Source organism: Streptomyces sp. NPDC032198 (assembly GCF_040636975.1).
Classification (GTDB): domain Bacteria; phylum Actinomycetota; class Actinomycetes; order Streptomycetales; family Streptomycetaceae; genus Streptomyces.
Map to the genome: position 1 here is coordinate 13,951 of NZ_JBEZVL010000007.1, position 16,444 is coordinate 30,394.

11 protein-coding genes are annotated in these 16,444 nt (G+C 71.9%); 9 read left to right on the plus strand and 2 right to left on the minus strand.

Annotation, left to right across the window (positions count from 1 at the left end; translation table 11 throughout):
* Window positions 1-169: 169 nt before the first annotated feature.
* The 3 genes from recN (at window position 170) to AB0E78_RS19510 (ending at window position 4,370) form a co-directional block, all read left to right on the plus strand.
* Complete coding sequence (gene recN / locus AB0E78_RS19500; RefSeq protein WP_361834618.1) at window positions 170-1,897, plus strand: DNA repair protein RecN; 1,728 nt, start codon at window positions 170-172, stop codon at window positions 1,895-1,897.
* A 44-nt stretch (window positions 1,898-1,941) separates the two neighbouring features.
* Window positions 1,942-2,718, plus strand: coding sequence for a hypothetical protein (locus tag AB0E78_RS19505; protein WP_361833858.1), 777 nt, complete (start codon window positions 1,942-1,944; stop codon window positions 2,716-2,718).
* Between the two features lie 506 nt (window positions 2,719-3,224).
* Entirely contained in the window at window positions 3,225-4,370 is a 1,146-nt protein-coding gene (locus tag AB0E78_RS19510; RefSeq protein ID WP_361833860.1) for a glycosyltransferase family 4 protein, read from the plus strand.
* 24 nt (window positions 4,371-4,394) lie between these two features.
* Here the strand turns inward: AB0E78_RS19510 and AB0E78_RS19515 are convergent, their stop codons facing one another.
* Window positions 4,395-6,032, minus strand: coding sequence for a PucR family transcriptional regulator (locus AB0E78_RS19515; RefSeq protein ID WP_361833862.1), 1,638 nt, complete (start codon window positions 6,030-6,032; stop codon window positions 4,395-4,397).
* A 153-nt stretch (window positions 6,033-6,185) separates the two neighbouring features.
* A complete protein-coding gene (locus AB0E78_RS19520) occupies window positions 6,186-7,997 on the minus strand; it encodes a glycoside hydrolase family 15 protein (protein WP_361833863.1) in 1,812 nt (603 codons plus the stop codon).
* Between the two features lie 414 nt (window positions 7,998-8,411).
* Here AB0E78_RS19520 and AB0E78_RS19525 point away from each other — a divergent pair, with 414 nt between their 5' ends.
* The 6 genes from AB0E78_RS19525 (at window position 8,412) to AB0E78_RS19550 (ending at window position 16,436) form a co-directional block, all read left to right on the plus strand.
* Window positions 8,412-10,079, plus strand: a complete 1,668-nt coding sequence (locus AB0E78_RS19525) for a CTP synthase (protein ID WP_361834621.1) — start codon at window positions 8,412-8,414, stop codon at window positions 10,077-10,079.
* 86 nt (window positions 10,080-10,165) lie between these two features.
* A complete protein-coding gene (locus tag AB0E78_RS19530; RefSeq protein WP_361833865.1) occupies window positions 10,166-10,792 on the plus strand; it encodes an NUDIX hydrolase in 627 nt (208 codons plus the stop codon).
* A 215-nt stretch (window positions 10,793-11,007) separates the two neighbouring features.
* Window positions 11,008-13,059, plus strand: coding sequence for a tetratricopeptide repeat protein (locus AB0E78_RS19535; RefSeq protein ID WP_361834624.1), 2,052 nt, complete (start codon window positions 11,008-11,010; stop codon window positions 13,057-13,059).
* Window positions 13,060-13,203: 144 nt separating this feature from the next.
* Window positions 13,204-14,319, plus strand: coding sequence for an alanine dehydrogenase (gene ald / locus AB0E78_RS19540; RefSeq protein WP_361834627.1), 1,116 nt, complete (start codon window positions 13,204-13,206; stop codon window positions 14,317-14,319).
* Between the two features lie 324 nt (window positions 14,320-14,643).
* Window positions 14,644-15,855 (plus strand): ParA family protein, encoded by a 1,212-nt coding sequence (locus AB0E78_RS19545; protein ID WP_361833867.1) that lies wholly within the window; start codon window positions 14,644-14,646, stop codon window positions 15,853-15,855.
* The gene (locus AB0E78_RS19550) at window positions 15,840-16,436 is read left to right on the plus strand and encodes a hypothetical protein (RefSeq protein ID WP_361833868.1); all 597 of its coding nucleotides are present in this window, start codon (window positions 15,840-15,842) and stop codon (window positions 16,434-16,436) included. The genes AB0E78_RS19545 and AB0E78_RS19550 overlap by 16 nt, the downstream gene beginning before the upstream one ends.
* Window positions 16,437-16,444: the final 8 nt, after the last annotated feature.

Consider the following 16,444-nt stretch of genomic DNA (forward strand, 5'->3'; position numbering starts at 1 on the left):
GTAATCCCCACCCTCGGAGCCCCCACCCGGAATCCGTACCCCTGCGGGTGACGCGTCCGTTCGGTCCGCCTTTGCCACCTGCGTCTTCGTGGACGGAAGGTGGAAGGAGACCAGGGGCCGTCGCACACCTGGCCCATGACCTCGTAAGGTCGTGTCCGTGTTGGAGGAGATGCGGATACGGTCGCTCGGAGTCATCGACGACGCAGTGGTCGAGCTGTCGCCGGGGTTCACCGCGGTCACGGGCGAGACCGGTGCGGGCAAGACGATGGTGGTCACCAGCCTTGGCCTGTTGCTCGGCGGTCGCGCCGATGCCGCCTTGGTGCGGATCGGTGCCAAGGCGGCGGTGGTGGAGGGCCGGATCACGGTGCCCGAGGGCACATCGGCCGCCGTGCGCGCCGAGGAAGCGGGGGCCGAACTCGACGACGGAGCGCTGCTCATCAGCCGTACGGTCTCGGCGGAGGGACGCTCCCGTGCGCACCTCGGCGGCCGTTCGGTGCCGGTGGGCCTGCTGTCCGAACTCGCCGACGACCTCGTCGCGGTGCACGGCCAGACGGACCAGCAGGGCCTGCTCAAACCGGCCAGGCAGCGCGGGGCCCTCGACCGGTACGCGGGCGACGCGGTCACCGTGCCGCTGGCCAAGTACACGGCCGCGTACCGCAGGCTGCGGGCCGTGACGACCGAGGTCGACGAGATCACCACGCGTGCGCGTGAGCGGGCCCAGGAGGCCGATCTGCTGCGCTTCGGCCTCGACGAGGTCGCGGGCGTGGAGCCGCGCGAGGGCGAGGACACCGAACTGGCCGCCGAGGCCGAGCGGCTCGGTCACGCGGAGGCGCTCGCCTCCGCCGCCACGGCCGCGCACTCCGCGCTCGCGGGCATCCCCGAGGACCCGGAGGGCGTCGACGCCGCGACGCTGGTGGCGGGCGCCCACCGGGCTCTTGAGGCGGTCCGTTCGCACGACCCCGCGCTGGCCGCCCTTGCCGAGCGGATCGGCGAGATCGGGATTCTGCTGGGCGATGTGGCGGGTGAGCTCGCGGGGTACGCGGACGACCTCGACGCCGATCCCCTGCGCCTCGCGGCGGTGGAGGAACGGCGTGCCGCGCTCACCCAGCTGACGCGGAAGTACGGCTCCGACATCGACTCCGTGCTGGCCTGGGCCCAGGAAGGGGCCGCGCGGCTCACCGAACTCGAGGGCGACGACGACCGCCTGGAGGAACTGACCGCCGAGCGGGACGCCCTGCGGAGCGAACTCGCGGGGCTCGCGCAGGCGTTGACCGATGCCCGGATGGAGGCGGCGTCGCGGTTCGCGGCGGCCGTCACCGCGGAGCTGGCCTCGCTGGCGATGCCGCACGCGCGCGTGACGATCGACATCACCAGCACGGAGGTGCCGGAGGGCGCGGACGGCGTGCCGGTCGGCGGACGCGTCGTCGCGTACGGCCCTGCGGGCGTCGACGAGGTGGAACTCCTCCTCGCCCCGCATCCGGGCGCTCCGCCGCGGCCGATCGCCAAGGGCGCGTCCGGCGGTGAGCTGTCGCGCGTGATGCTCGCCGTGGAGGTCGTCTTCGCGGGCACGGATCCCGTGCCGACGTACCTCTTCGACGAGGTCGACGCCGGTGTCGGCGGCAAGGCCGCGGTCGAGATCGGCCGCAGGCTCGCCCGCCTCGCCAAGTCCGCGCAGGTCGTGGTCGTGACGCATCTGCCCCAGGTGGCGGCCTTCGCCGACCGGCAGCTGCTGGTCGAGAAGACGAACGACGGGAGCGTCACGCGCTCCGGCGTGCTGGTCCTCGAGGGCGAGGACCGGGTACGGGAGCTGTCCCGGATGCTGGCGGGCCAGGAGGACTCGGAGACCGCGCGGGCGCATGCCGAGGAGCTGCTGGCGACGGCCCGCGGGGACGGCTAGGGGGGACGGGGGCCGGGTGCGCGCCCGGCCCTAGGCTGGGCCGCATGATCGACCGCAAGCCCGCCCGGCGCCTCACGGCCCTCCTCGCCTCCGCCGCCGTCACCCGCGCGGCCACCACCCTGCTGCGCTCACGCGCCCCAGGCGGTCCCGACCGCTGGCAGCGGAAGAACTACGCGGGGCGGGCGGTGGAGTTGTACGCCGGGCCCGCCGCCGCCATCGGTGCGGCGTCCGGAGCCGTGGCGCTGCCCGCCAGGACCCGGGCCGCCGCCGCGCTCGCCGTGCTCGCGGCGGGGGCCTGCGGGGCGTACGACGACACGGCGGGGGAGGGCGATCCGCGCCGTGGCTTCCGTGCGCACCTGGGCGCGCTGCGGGACGGCGAAGTGACCAGTGGGGCCGTGAAGTTGTTCGGGGTCTCCGCGGCGGGGCTCGCCGCGGGTGCGCTGCTCAAGGAGCGGCCGGTGGACAAGCTCCTTGCGGGCGTCGTGATCGCGGGCACCGCCCACTTCGTCAACCTCGTGGACGTACGGCCGGGAAGGGCCGCCGGAGCGGTGGTCGGGCTGGGAGCACCGGGGCTGCTGCGCCGAGGCACCGCCGGGGTCCTCGCCGCCGCCTCCGTGGGGGCCGCGGTGGCCGTGCTGCCGGACGACATCGGGGAGCGCGCCATGATCGGCGATGCGGGCGCCCACGCCTTGGGCGCGGCCCTGGGCACCGCCATCGTCGCAGGCAACGCCCGCCTGGGCCTCACCGCCCACGCGGCGGCCCTGGTTGCGGCTGCTGTGTGCGGGGAGAGGGTGAGCGCGGTGGCGGGGAGTCGGGGCTAGGGGGGGGCGGGGGCATGCCTGGCCGGAGCTCGGGAACGGCACGGCTGTGCGAGCCTCACCGCCCATGCGGCGGCCCTGGTGGCAGCTGCCGTGTGAGGGAAGAAGATCAGCAGGGCCCAGAGCCAGGCAGCTTGGAGTCTTGGTCGAGCCACGCCGGAGCATTGCCCGGCCGGGGTGCGCCATGCCAAGGTCCTGCCCAGCCGGGGCTCTGCCCGGCCAGGGCCTTGCACAGCCAAAGCGCCGCACAGCCAAAGCCTCCGTCTGGCCAGCGGCCTGCCGCGCCGAGGTTCTGAAAGGCTTTCGCTTGGGGGGTGGGCGCTGCGAAGATGCGGGGGCCGTAGGTCCTCCTCGGTGCTGAATCCCCGTTGTCCTCACCCGTGTGGGTGATCCGCGTCAGGGAGTTGCCCGCCCCGACACGGAAGAGGCCTTTCGGCGGTGCCGGAACGTCCGTACGGACTGGCATCCTTGGCGCAGCCCCCCGACGCCGACCCAGGAGCCCCGGCTACGTGAGCCACGTGAGCAGCCACTCACCGCACGGTCAGATCCCGCTGCACACCGTGCAAGTGCTGGGCGGTGGCAGCGCGGGCAGCAGTGCCCACGTCAGGTCGCTCGCCGCGGGCCTCGCGGCGCGCGGCGTGCGGGTCACGGTGTGCGCCCCTTCCGAGGCGGCCGGCGCCTACGACCTGACGGGCACCGGCGCCCGGCACGTACACGTGGCCCGCAGCAGCGACCCCGCATCCGTCGCCGCCCTCCGGATGGCCTGCGTGGACGCCGACCTCGTGCACGCGCACGGACTGCATGCCGCGCTCCGCGCCGTCCTCGCGCTCACCGGACGCCGCATCCCCCTCGTCGTCACCTGGCACACGCGCGCGCACGCGGAAGGCGCCCGCGCCCGGCTCCTGCACCTCCTGGAGCGACGCGTCGCCAAGGCCGCCGCCGTGGTCCTCGGCACCTCGTCCGACCTCGTGGACCGTGCCCGCAGCAGGGGCGCACGGGACGCCCGTCTCGCCCCCGTCACGTTCCCCGCGCCGCGCGCGGCGGCCGGGACGGCAGGGGCGGTCGAGGACGCCGAAGGGCTGCGCCACAAGGCCCTGGCCGAACTCGGCGCCGTCGGACGGCCGCTGATCGTCACGGTCGGCACGCTCGAACGGCAGCGGGGCCACGACGTCCTCCTGGAGGCCGCGCGCGCCTGGCGCCACCTCGACCCCCTGCCGCTCGTCGTCATCGCGGGCGAAGGGCCCGAGCGCGCCGCCCTGCAGCGCCGTATCGAGAGTGAACGCCTTCCGGTCCGGCTCGTCGGGCGGCGTGACGACGTGCCCGAGATGCTCGCGGCGGCCGATCTCGTGGTGCTGCCCAGCAGCTGGGAGTCCCGCTCCGTGCTCGCCCAGGAAGCTCTGCACGCGCGCGTGCCGCTCGTCGCGACCGCGGTCGGCGGCATCCCCGAACTGGTCGGTGACGCCGCCGCGCTCGTCCCGTACGGTGACGCCGAGGCCCTGGCCACCGCCGTCGCACGGCTCCTCGCCGACCCCGCGCTCAGGGAGCGGCTCAAGGACAAGGGCACGGCGCAGGCGGCGACATGGCCGACCGAGGACGAGACGGTCACCCAAGTCCTCAGCGTCTACGACGAGTTGACGCAGCCCTTCGCCACCTAGGACCCCAGGCCCAGGGCCCACGCGCTACGCCACATGCCTCCGGGCCCGCAGTGCCAGGCTCAGCGCGAGCACCGTCTGCGGGTCGTCCAGGTCCGTGCCCAGGAGTTCGCTGATCCGGGCGAGGCGGTTGTAGAGCGTCTGCCGGTTCAGGTGCAGTTCGCGCGCCGTCTCCGCCTTGCGTCCCGCATGCGCCAGGTACGTCTGCAGAGTGGGCAGCAGCGGGGGCTTGGAGCGCCGGTCATGGGCCCGCAGCGGGCCGATCGCGCGGTCCACGAACGCCGCGAGCGCCGAGTCGTCGTAGTTGTGCAGGCGCCACAGCAGCAGGTCGATGTCCAGGCGCCGCGCGTCGTACCAGGGGCGGTCCGAGAGGCCCTGCGCGGCCGTCGCCGTCTCCGCCGCGTGCCGCAGCCCCGCCGAGGCCGCCGCCCAGCCGCCCGCCACCCCGACCACCACGACCGGCGGCAACGCCCCGGCCCGCTGCATCCCCGCCCGCTCCACGCCTGCCCGCAGCGCGGCGGCGACCCGGTCGGCCACCGCCGTGCGTTCGGACTCCGAGCGCAGGCCGAGCAGCAGCGGAACACGCCCCTCGACCGGACGTACGCCGAGCAGCACCGGCACCCCCACCGCGGCGAGCTCCTCCGCCACCGCACGCGCGAGCACGGCCCAGCCGCCCCCGGGCGGCAGACCGTCCGCGAGCCGCATCACCACCGGGAGCAGCGGGCTCTCGCCGGGCTTGAAGCCGAGCACCCGCGCCTGGGCGGGCGCGTCGTCGGCCTGGATCCGCCCCTCCGCAAGATCGGTCAGGAAGTCGCCCCGGCCGCGCGCGGCGAGCTCCTCCTCCTGGCGCGCCTGCATCAGGACCACCGCGAGCGAGCCCGCGGCCCGCTCCGCCGCGATCCGGTGCACCGGAAGCAGCGCGGACTCCACGGCGAGCAGCACCAGGCGGGCGCGTACCGAACCCGAGCCGGGACCGCCGCCGGGCACGTCGACGAGCAGTGCGCCCGCGGGCGGCCCGTCCTTGTGCTGGCCCCGCAGCCCCTCCCACACCTGGAGCGGATCGGCGCACTCCGTGCCCGCCCCGGCGGCGTACAGGAGCTGCCCGTCCGCCGTCTCCAGGAACACCGGGTTGCCGCTGAAGTCCGCCAGGACGTTCAGGACCTGGGGTACGCCGCCCCCGCCGAGCAGCGCCTCCGTGCAGCGCCGGTGGACCTCTTCGGCCCGCTGGAGCAGCGCGTAGTGGCCGTTGACGATCTCGGTGTGGACCTCTTCGGTGACCGTCACGAAGGGCACCTCGCGGTGCAGCTGCACGAGCGGAAGACCCGCGGCGCGCGCCGTCTCCACTATCGCCGCGGGGAGGCGCGTGAAGCGCGGGCCCAGCTCGACGACGAGGGCCGCGATGCCGCGCTCGGCGAGCTTGCGCACGAAGACGCGCTGCTCGGCGGGGCGTGCGCCCAGGCCGAGGCCCGTGGTCAGGAGCAACTCGCCGCCCTTGAGGAGCGAGGCGATGTTCGGCACTTCGCCCGCGTGCACCCACCGCACCGTGCGCTGCAGCCGTTCGGCGCCCGCGACCACCTCGGGGAGGCCACCGCGCAGCCCCGGAAGTTCCAGGGCACGCTGCACGGTGATGCCGCCCTGGGTGCCCTGCGTGCCCTGACTTTCCATGGAGCGGACGCTACCTGCGCATTCGCTCCGGGAACATCTCCGACCGGTTACGGGAGTGATCTGTTCCGCTCATGTCCCGGCAACCGGTCGCCCCGGAACGGAAAACGGACGGCGACGGGAAATCCCGTCGCCGTCCGGACCTGAAGGGCCTCGCTAGCCGCCGTACGCCCCGCTCGCGGTCAGCCGCAGTGCCGTGTCGATCAGCGGCACGTGACTGAACGCCTGCGGGAAGTTGCCGACCTGGCGCTGCAGCCGCGGATCCCACTCCTCCGCGAGGAGCCCCAGGTCGTTGCGGAGCGCGAGCAGCTTCTCGAAGAGCTTGCGGGCCTCGTCCACCCGGCCGATCATCGCCAGGTCGTCCGCCATCCAGAACGAGCAGGCCAGGAAGGCGCCCTCGTCACCCTCCAGGCCGTCCACGCCCGCGTCGTCGCCGGTCGTGGGGTAGCGCAGGATGAAGCCGTCCGACGTCGAGAGCTCCCGCTGGATCGCCTCGATCGTGCCGATCACGCGCTTGTCGTCCGGCGGCAGGAACCCCATCTGCGGGATGAGCAGCAGCGAGGCGTCCAGCTCCTTGGAGCCGTACGACTGCGTGAACGTGTTCCGCTCCTTGTCGTAGCCCTTCTCGCAGACGTCCCGGTGGATGTCGTCGCGCAGCTCGCGCCACTTCTCCAGGGGGCCGTCGGCGTCGCCGGACTCGATGAGCTTGATCGTGCGGTCGACGGCGACCCAGACCATCACCTTGGAGTGCACGAAGTGGCGGCGCGGGCCGCGCACCTCCCAGATGCCCTCGTCCGGCTGGTCCCAGTTCGTCTCCAGGTACCGGATCAGCTTGAGCTGGAGCAGCGAGGCGTAGTCACTGCGGGCCAGGCCCGTCATGTGCGCCAGGTGCAGCGCCTCGGTGACCTCGCCGTACACGTCGAGCTGGAGCTGGTGCGCGGCGCCGTTGCCCGCCCGCACCGGGGTCGAGCCCTCGTACCCCGGCAGCCAGTCGAGCTCCGCCTCGCCGAGCTCACGCTCGCCCGCGATGCCGTACATGATCTGCAGGTTCTCGGGGTCGCCGGCCACCGCACGCAGCAGCCACTCGCGCCAGGCGCGGGCCTCCTCGCGGTACCCGGTGCGCAGCAGCGAGGAGAGGGTGATGGCGGCGTCACGCAGCCACGTGTAGCGGTAGTCCCAGTTGCGGGAGCCGCCCACGTCCTCCGGCAGCGATGTCGTGGGCGCCGCGACGATGCCGCCCGTGGGGGCGTACGTGAGGGCCTTCAGCGTGATCAGCGAGCGGACCACGGCCTCGCGGTACGGGCCGTGGTACGTGCAGTGATCCACCCACTCGCGCCAGAAGTCCTGCGTGGCCACGAGGGCGTTCTCGGGCTCGGCGGGCGCGGGCGGCCCCTTGTGGGAGGGCTGCCACGAGATGGTGAACGCGATCCGGTCACCGGGCGCGACCGTGAAGTCCGAGTACGTCGTGAGGTCCTTGCCGAAGGTCTCGGCCGACGTGTCGAGCCACACCGAGTCGGGCCCCGCGACGGCCACCGTGCGTCCGTCGACCTTGTGCACCCAGGGCACCACACGGCCGTAACTGAAACGCATCCGCAGGGCGGAGCGCATCGGCACCCGGCCGCTGACGCCCTCGACGATCCGCACGAGCTGCGGGGCGTCGGTGTCGCGCGGCGGCATGAAATCCGTCACGCGGACCGTGCCGCGCGGGGTGTCCCACTCGGATTCCAGGATCAGCGAGTCGCCGCGGTAGGTGCGCCGCGCGGCGGTCGGCGGTGGTGCGTCGGGGCTGTGAGCGGGCCCGAGACGCCAGAATCCGTGCTCCTCCGTGCCGAGCAATCCGGCGAAGATGGCGTGAGAGTCGAAGCGGGGCAGGCACAGCCAGTCGACTGTGCCGTCCCGGCAGACCAGGGCAGCGGTCTGCATGTCTCCGATGAGTGCGTAATCCTCGATGCGCCCGGCCACGTGCATCTCCAGTCAAACGGCCACGTCGCCCTCTCGGGGCGCTCGCTCTACGGTCAAGGGTTCGCTGTAAAACGAACTGCACGAGCCTCTTGTTCCGGGTGAACGGACGGGGATGATTGCCGTTGATCGGTCCGGCTCGGCAGCGAGTGTCCGAGCAGGATACGACGCACCCAGGTGATCTGCGCGCCGCTCCCGGCAACGAGCCTGCGTCGAACGGGTGAGCGCCAGGTGAGGGAGGTGTGACCGGAGTGCCCGAGCGTGGCCGGAAGCAGCCTCCCCCGGTCGCTGATACCCTGGTAGCCCGTGAGCCGGTGGTCATTGAACCCCCGAACCGCAGCGACGGCACCTCCTCCAGAACCACCTGAGGACGACGCCGGTACGCACCCTCCAGACCGCGACCACGGGAGCCCCCTCTTGGCCATGCAGCCCGCTGCTTTTCGAAACAGCACAGCCACGACGACCAAGCACATCTTCGTCACCGGGGGTGTCGCGTCCTCCCTCGGGAAGGGGCTGACGGCCTCCAGTCTCGGCGCGCTGCTCAAGGCCAGGGGTCTTCGGGTCACCATGCAGAAGCTCGACCCGTACCTGAACGTCGACCCCGGCACGATGAACCCCTTCCAGCACGGTGAGGTGTTCGTCACGAACGACGGCGCCGAGACCGACCTGGACATCGGTCACTACGAGCGCTTCCTCGACGTCGACCTCGACGGCTCGGCCAACGTCACCACCGGCCAGGTCTACTCGCAGGTCATCGCCAAGGAGCGGCGCGGCGAGTACCTCGGCGACACCGTGCAGGTCATCCCGCACATCACCAACGAGATCAAGCACCGCATCCGCCGCATGGCCACCGACGACGTCGACGTGGTCATCACGGAGGTCGGCGGCACGGTCGGCGACATCGAGTCGCTGCCGTTCCTGGAGACGGTCCGCCAGGTCCGCCACGAGGTCGGCCGCGACAACGTCTTCGTCGTGCACATCTCGCTGCTGCCCTACATCGGCCCGTCCGGTGAGCTGAAGACCAAGCCGACCCAGCACTCCGTCGCGGCCCTGCGCAACATCGGCATCCAGCCCGACGCCATCGTGCTGCGCGCCGACCGCGACGTGCCGACCGCCATCAAGCGCAAGATCTCGCTGATGTGCGACGTCGACGAGGACGCGGTCGTCGCCTGTGTCGACGCCAAGTCGATCTACGACATCCCGAAGGTCCTGCACACCGAGGGCCTCGACGCCTACGTGGTGCGCAAGCTGGACCTGCCGTTCCGCGACGTGAACTGGACCCAGTGGGAGGACCTCCTGGACCGGGTGCACAACCCGAACCACGAGGTCACCATCGCGCTGGTCGGCAAGTACATCGACCTGCCCGACGCCTACCTCTCGGTGACCGAGGCGCTGCGCGCCGGCGGCTTCGCCAACCGCGCCCGCGTCAAGGTCAAGTGGGTCACGTCGGACGACTGCAAGACCGCGGCCGGCGCCGCCAAGCAGCTCGCCGACGTCGACGGCATCTGCATCCCCGGCGGCTTCGGCGACCGCGGCGTGACCGGCAAGGTCGGCGCGATCACCTTCGCCCGCGAGAACAAGATCCCGCTGCTGGGCCTCTGCCTCGGCCTGCAGTGCATCGTGATCGAGGCCGCCCGCAACCTCGCGGACATCCCCGACGCCAACTCCACGGAGTTCGACTCCGCCACCGGCCACCCGGTCATCTCGACCATGGCCGAGCAGCTGGACATCGTCGCCGGTGAGGGCGACATGGGCGGCACGATGCGGCTGGGCATGTACCCGGCGAAGCTCGCCGAGGGCTCCATCGCGCGCGAGGTGTACGACGGCAAGGAGTACGTCGAGGAGCGCCACCGTCACCGCTACGAGGTGAACAACGCCTACCGCGCCGAGCTCGAGAAGAAGGCCGGCATCCTCTTCTCCGGCACGTCCCCGGACGGCAAGCTCGTCGAGTACGTCGAGTACCCGCGCGAGGTCCACCCCTACCTGGTCGCCACCCAGGCGCACCCGGAACTGCGCTCGCGCCCGACCCGCCCGCACCCGCTCTTCGCGGGCCTGGTGAAGGCCGCGGTGGAGCGCCAGACGGGTAAGTAACACAAGAGCGATACGGTTGCCGGGGTACGAGCCTTATGGGGCGCGTGCCCCGGTTTCTGTTTGCACGTGTGGGAGGACAGGGCGACATGACGATCAAGGACACCGCCGAGGAGTGGCAGGTCACGGAGACCCGCACGCCCTTCGTGGGGAACAAGACCTCCGTCCGTACGGACGACGTGGTCATGCCCGACGGCACGGTCGTCACCCGTGACTACCAGGTGCACCCCGGGTCGGTCGCCGTGGTCGCCCTTGACGACGTGGGCCGCGTCCTGGTCCTGCGTCAGTACCGCCACCCCGTCCGCCACAAGCTCTGGGAGATCCCGGCCGGGCTGCTCGATGTCCCCGGTGAGAACCCCCTGCACGCGGCCCAGCGCGAGCTCTACGAAGAGGCGCACGTCAAGGCCGAGGACTGGCGCGTCCTGACCGACGTCTACACCACGCCCGGCGGCTGCGACGAGGCCGTGCGGATCTTCCTGGCACGCGATCTGTCCGAGGCCGACGGCGAGCGCTTCGAGGTCTCCGAGGAGGAGTCCGACATGGAGCTGGCGCGCGTACCGCTCGACGAGCTCGTACGCGGCGTGCTCGCCGGAGAGCTGCACAACAACTGCCTCGTCGTGGGCGCCCTTTCGCTGACCGCCGCACTGGCGGGTGACGGCGTCGACGCGCTGCGCCCCGCCGACGCGCCCTGGCCGGCGCGCCCCTTCGAGGCCTGAGGGGCCTGAGGGGCCATCAGAGCTCTCCGGTGTGACGATCTGTTGATCCGATCGGGGGACTTGTGCGCGCCGCTCGCCGGAGGAGGCGCCACGGCCTGAACTAGGCTCTGGAAGCGTCCCGACCGGAGTCCCGGCGGGTTCGCGCGCAGGCGGACGGAGCATGGCCCGTGACGGATCAGGCGGTCGACACGGACGGTTCGGCGGCGGGCGGCGCGGTGCCGCGGCCCGCTCCGGCCCAGACTTCCGAGGGCGGTCGGTTCGTCGGCCGTCGCAGGGAGTTGAAAGAGCTCCGGGCCGACATCGACCGCGCGGGGCTCGACACCATCTCGGGCCGCAAGGCGCCACGGGCCCGGGTGCTCCTCATCGCGGGCCGCCCCGGATCAGGCCGCACCGCACTAGCCGAGGAACTCGCCCGGCAGGTCGCCGACACCTACCCCGACGGAGTGCTGCGCGCCCAGCTCACGGAACCCGACGGCACGCGCGTGCCCACGGAACGCACCGCCCGCGAACTCCTGGACGCCCTCGAGGTGCCCGCACCGGCGGGAGCCGACGAGGACGAGCTCGCCGAAGTGCTCCGCGAGGCCCTCTCCGGACGCCGGGCCCTGCTCCTCCTGGACGGGGCCGCGGACGCCGAGCAGGTCGACCCGCTGCTCCCGGACGCGCCCGAGTGCCTGGTCGTCGCCGTGTCCCAGGGCCCGCTCACCGGGATCCCGGACGTGCGGCCGTGCACGCTGGGCGGCCTGGACACCGCGGCGGGCGTCGAACTGCTCTCCCGTGCGGCGGGCCCGGTGCGCATCACGGTCGACCCGCGGTCCGCGGAGAGCCTGGTCGAGGCGTGCGCCGCGCACCCCGCCGCGCTCGTCCTGGCCGGCGGCTGGCTCTCCGGGCGGCCCAAGGCGGCCGTCGCCGACCTGGCCAAGCAGGTGCACGACCGGCCCGAGGACGAATCGGCGCCCGGCGCGCTCTCCCGCATGTTCCAGCTCTCGTACGCCTCGCTGCCCGGGGCGGCCGCGCGGATACTGCGTTACCTCTCCCTCGCCCCGGCCGGTCACGTCGACCCGCACACCGCGTCCGCGCTCGCCGGCTGCTCGGTCTCCGCGGCCCGCACGACCCTGGACGACTTCGTGAAGCTCGGCCTGGTCAGGGCCGTGGATTCACCGCTTCCGCAGTACGAGCTGCCCGCCTGTCTGGTGCCGCTGCTGCGTGCGCGCACCGAGAACCAGGACCGGGCCGCCGAGGTGCAGCTCGCGCGGGCCAGGATGCTGGAGCGGACCGTGCGCCTCCTCCAGTCCTGCCGGGCGATCACGGAGCCGGACGGCTCCGGGGCCCGCAAGAAGCTCGCGGGCCTGCCGCGAGCCCTGCGGTTCCCCAGCCCCGCCGCGGCCTCGGAGTGGCTGCGTATCCGGCAGCCCGCCCTGCTGGCCGCCGCACGGCTCGCGGTCGCCGACGGGGAGCTCGACACCCTCGCGCGACGCCTGATGGCGGCCCTGACGCGGGCCCTGGTCGCCCACCGGGGCACGGAGGAGGCGGCTCCGGAGCTGTATGGAATCCACCGTCTTGTCCTTGATGTCGCCGAGCGCCGGAATCTGCCCCGCGAAAAGGCGGCTGCCCTCCTGAATCTCGCGGATCTGGACGCGCGGACGGGGCGCACGCAGGAGGCGCTGGTGCGCTATCGGCTTGCTCTGGATGCCGGACGGGAAGCAAATGATCCGTACGCGACCGGTCGGGCGATGGAATCCGTAGGTGGCGCCTACCAGGAGCTGGGGGACTGGTCGCGGGCCTCGGACTGGTTCGGGCGCGCCCTCGCCCATCGGCTCGCGCGCGACGAGCGCACCGACGCCGCCCGCCTCTACGGCCGTATCGCGACGGCGCACACCTATGCGGGCCGCTACGGCGAGGCGCTGCGCAACTGGAGCTCCGCCGTCACCGGGCACCGCAAGACCGGTGATGTGGCGGGCCAGGCGCGGGCGTTGAGCGAGCTGGCGCGGGTCCAGGAGTACGCGGGGCGGCCCGAGGAGTCGCTGCGCACCTGCCAGGAGGCCGTCGAGTGGGCGCGGCAGGCCGGTGACCTACGTCTCCAGGCGGCGCTGCAGCTCAGGCTGGCCGACACCCTGGACCGGCTCGGCGACCCGGCGGCCGCCCGGCTGCACCGCAGTGCCGCCGAGCGCATGCTGGGAGGGGAGCTCGACGAGGTCACAGGGCTTGCATCGAAAGATGGAGCAGCGGCTTCCGCCTACGAAATCCGTAGCGCTTCCGCAGAAGATTGATGCATTGAAAGGCTAGACAGCGAGAAGTCCTTCATTAGACTGGCTCCGCCGCGTACTTCCGCGGTGTCTCCGATGCGCCCTCTTGTGTATCGGTATGTAGTTCATTGCCCGAAAGATCCCTGAGCCAAGAGGACCGTGATCGACGTGAAGGTCGGCATCCCCCGCGAGGTCAAGAACAACGAGTTCCGGGTGGCCATCACCCCCGCCGGCGTGCATGAGCTGGTGCGCCACGGCCACCAGGTCGTCATCGAGCGGAACGCCGGTGTCGGCTCCTCGATCACGGACGCGGAGTACGTCTCCGCGGGCGCCCGGATCCTGGACACCGCCGACGAGGTCTGGGCCACCGCCGACCTCCTCCTGAAGGTCAAGGAGCCGGTCGCCGAGGAGTACCACCGCCTCCGCAAGGACCAGACGCTCTTCACCTACCTGCACCTGGCCGCGTCCAAGGAGTGCACGGACGCGCTCCTGGACTCCGGCACGACCGCCATCGCGTACGAGACCGTCGAGACCGCCAACCGTGCGCTCCCGCTGCTCGCCCCGATGTCCGAGGTCGCGGGCCGCCTGGCCCCGCAGGTCGGCGCCTACCACCTGATGGCCGCCAACGGTGGCCGCGGTGTCCTGCCCGGCGGTGTCCCCGGTGTCGCGGCCGGCAAGGCCGTCGTCATCGGCGGCGGCGTCTCCGGCTGGAACGCCATGCAGATCGCCATCGGCATGGGCTTCCACGTGACCCTGCTCGACAAGGACATCAACAAGCTCAAGGAGGCGGACAAGATCTTCGGCACGAAGATCCAGACCGTCGTCTCCAACGCCTTCGAGCTCGAGAAGGCCTGCCTCGAGGCCGACCTCGTCATCGGCGCCGTCCTCATCCCGGGTGCGAAGGCCCCCAAGCTCGTCACCAACGAGCTCGTGTCGCGCATGAAGCCGGGAAGTGTCCTTGTCGACATCGCGATCGACCAGGGCGGCTGCTTCGAGGACTCGCACCCGACGACGCACGCCGAGCCGACCTTCCCGATCCACAACTCGGTGTTCTACTGCGTCGCCAACATGCCCGGCGCGGTGCCCAACACCTCGACGTACGCGCTGACCAACGCGACGATGCCGTACATCGTCGAGCTGGCGAACCGCGGCTGGGTCGAGGCGCTCCGCCGCGACAAGGCCCTTGCCCTGGGCCTCAACACCCATGACGGCAAGGTCGTTTACAAGGAGGTCGCCGAGTCGCACGGTCTCGAGCACGTCGAGCTGGAGACGCTCCTCGGCTGAACCTGACCGCTTTCGTCAACGAAAGTCGTCAATCTCACGCCAACGGCCGGACCTTGAGAGGGGTCCGGCCGTATGCGTATGTCCGTGGACATGGTCAACTCGCCTTGAACGTAACCCTTTAACCGATTCGCACACCCCGGAATCGTGCCGAAGACACGCCGTGCACCCTTGACATGGGGGCGTTCGATTGCCGACACATCGGGCCGGGTCCGGCGGATTGTGTTGCTGCGGACCGGTGACACGCCATAGAGTCGCCAACCGTCGGCATGGTGCCACGCTGACCTATCGAGAAATTTCCTGGTCACCAAGGAGGTAAGACGACTTGTGAATGAGTCGACATTTGCTCCCGGGGGTGGTCAACCAGGAACCTCTGAGCGGGGCCAAGGACCCGTGGGGCTCGAGGTTGTCGGCTCCGTCGCTGTCCGCACCTTCGCAGCCCGCCAGAACCCCCAGCAGACACAGCCGACGCAACCGACCCAGTCGACCCAGTCGGCATCGTCTGCACCCCAGAGCATGGATGGCCATCACGTGAACGCCATGGCCGGCGACCGGAGTGGCGAGAACACCACCCACACCCAACTCGCCGACTACGAGGAAACGCCCCAGGGGCACTTCTACGACCCTGACGCCGAGTACGAGCCCGATCCCGAGTACGCGGCCACGCTGGCCCCGGACGCGGCCCGTCAGCGCCGTGAGCGCATCGGTCCCACGGGGCGCCCGCTGCCGTACTTCCCGATTCCGGGTCCGCTGACCGATCACGGTCCCGCGAAGATCATCGCGATGTGCAACCAGAAGGGCGGCGTGGGCAAGACGACGTCGACCATCAACCTGGGTGCCGCGCTCGCGGAGTACGGACGCCGGGTCCTGCTGGTCGACTTCGACCCGCAGGGCGCGCTCTCGGTGGGCCTCGGGGTGAACCCGATGGAGCTGGACCTGACGGTCTACAACCTGCTCATGGAGCGGGGCATGTCGGCCGACGAGGTGCTGCTGAAGACGGCGGTCCCGAACATGGACCTGCTGCCCAGCAACATCGACCTGTCGGCCGCCGAAGTGCAGTTGGTGAGCGAGGTCGCGCGCGAGTCCACGCTGCAGCGGGCGCTGAAGCCGCTGATGCAGGACTACGACTACATCGTGATCGACTGTCAGCCCTCGCTCGGCCTGCTCACCGTGAACGCCCTGACGGCGGCTCACAAGGTGATCGTGCCGCTCGAGTGCGAGTTCTTCGCGCTGCGCGGTGTGGCCCTGCTGACGGAGACCATCGAGAAGGTCCAGGAGCGGCTCAACCCCGACCTGGAGCTCGACGGCATCCTGGCCACCATGTACGACTCCCGCACGGTGCACAGCCGTGAGGTGCTCGCGCGGGTGGTCGAGGCCTTCGACGATCACGTGTACCACACGGTGATCGGACGCACGGTCCGCTTCCCGGAGACCACGGTCGCCGGTGAGCCGATCACGACGTACGCATCGAACTCGGTCGGCGCGGCCGCTTATCGCCAGCTCGCCAGGGAGGTGCTCGCCCGGTGTCACGCCGAGTGAGTCTGCCGGGGGCCGACGAACTGTTCCGTACGACCGGGGGGATGGCGCTGCAGTCGTCCTCCCCGCGACGCCAGGCGAACGGCGAGGCGAGGGTGCCCCCGCCCGCGGGCGAGAGCGACGAGGCCGCCGCCGGTGACACCCACGGTGGCGCCGCGGCGGGAGACGGCGGTGACGCCGCCGAACACGGCGCCGCCGACGCGGAGTCGGGTGAATCCCGCAGCCGCTCGGCCGCCGAGGGCGAGAAGGACGGGCGCCGTCCCGCCCAGGGCCAGGAAGGCGCCGCCGCACAGGGCGGCGGCGGCCGGTCCGCGAACTCCTCCTCCACGGCACAGGCGCGGCGGCGCGCACGGGCCGCCAACCGGCGGCCCAGCGGGCGCGAGCGGCACGACGAGAAGATCACCGTGTACGTGTCCGCCGAGGAGCTGATGGACCTCGAGCACGCGCGTCTGGTGCTGCGGGGCGAGCACGGGCTCGCGGTCGACCGCGGGCGCATCGTCCGTGAGGCGGTGGCCGTCGTCCTCGCCGATCTGGAGTCACGCGGGGACGCGAGCATTCTCGTACGACGGCTTCGCGGGCGGTAGCGGTAGCG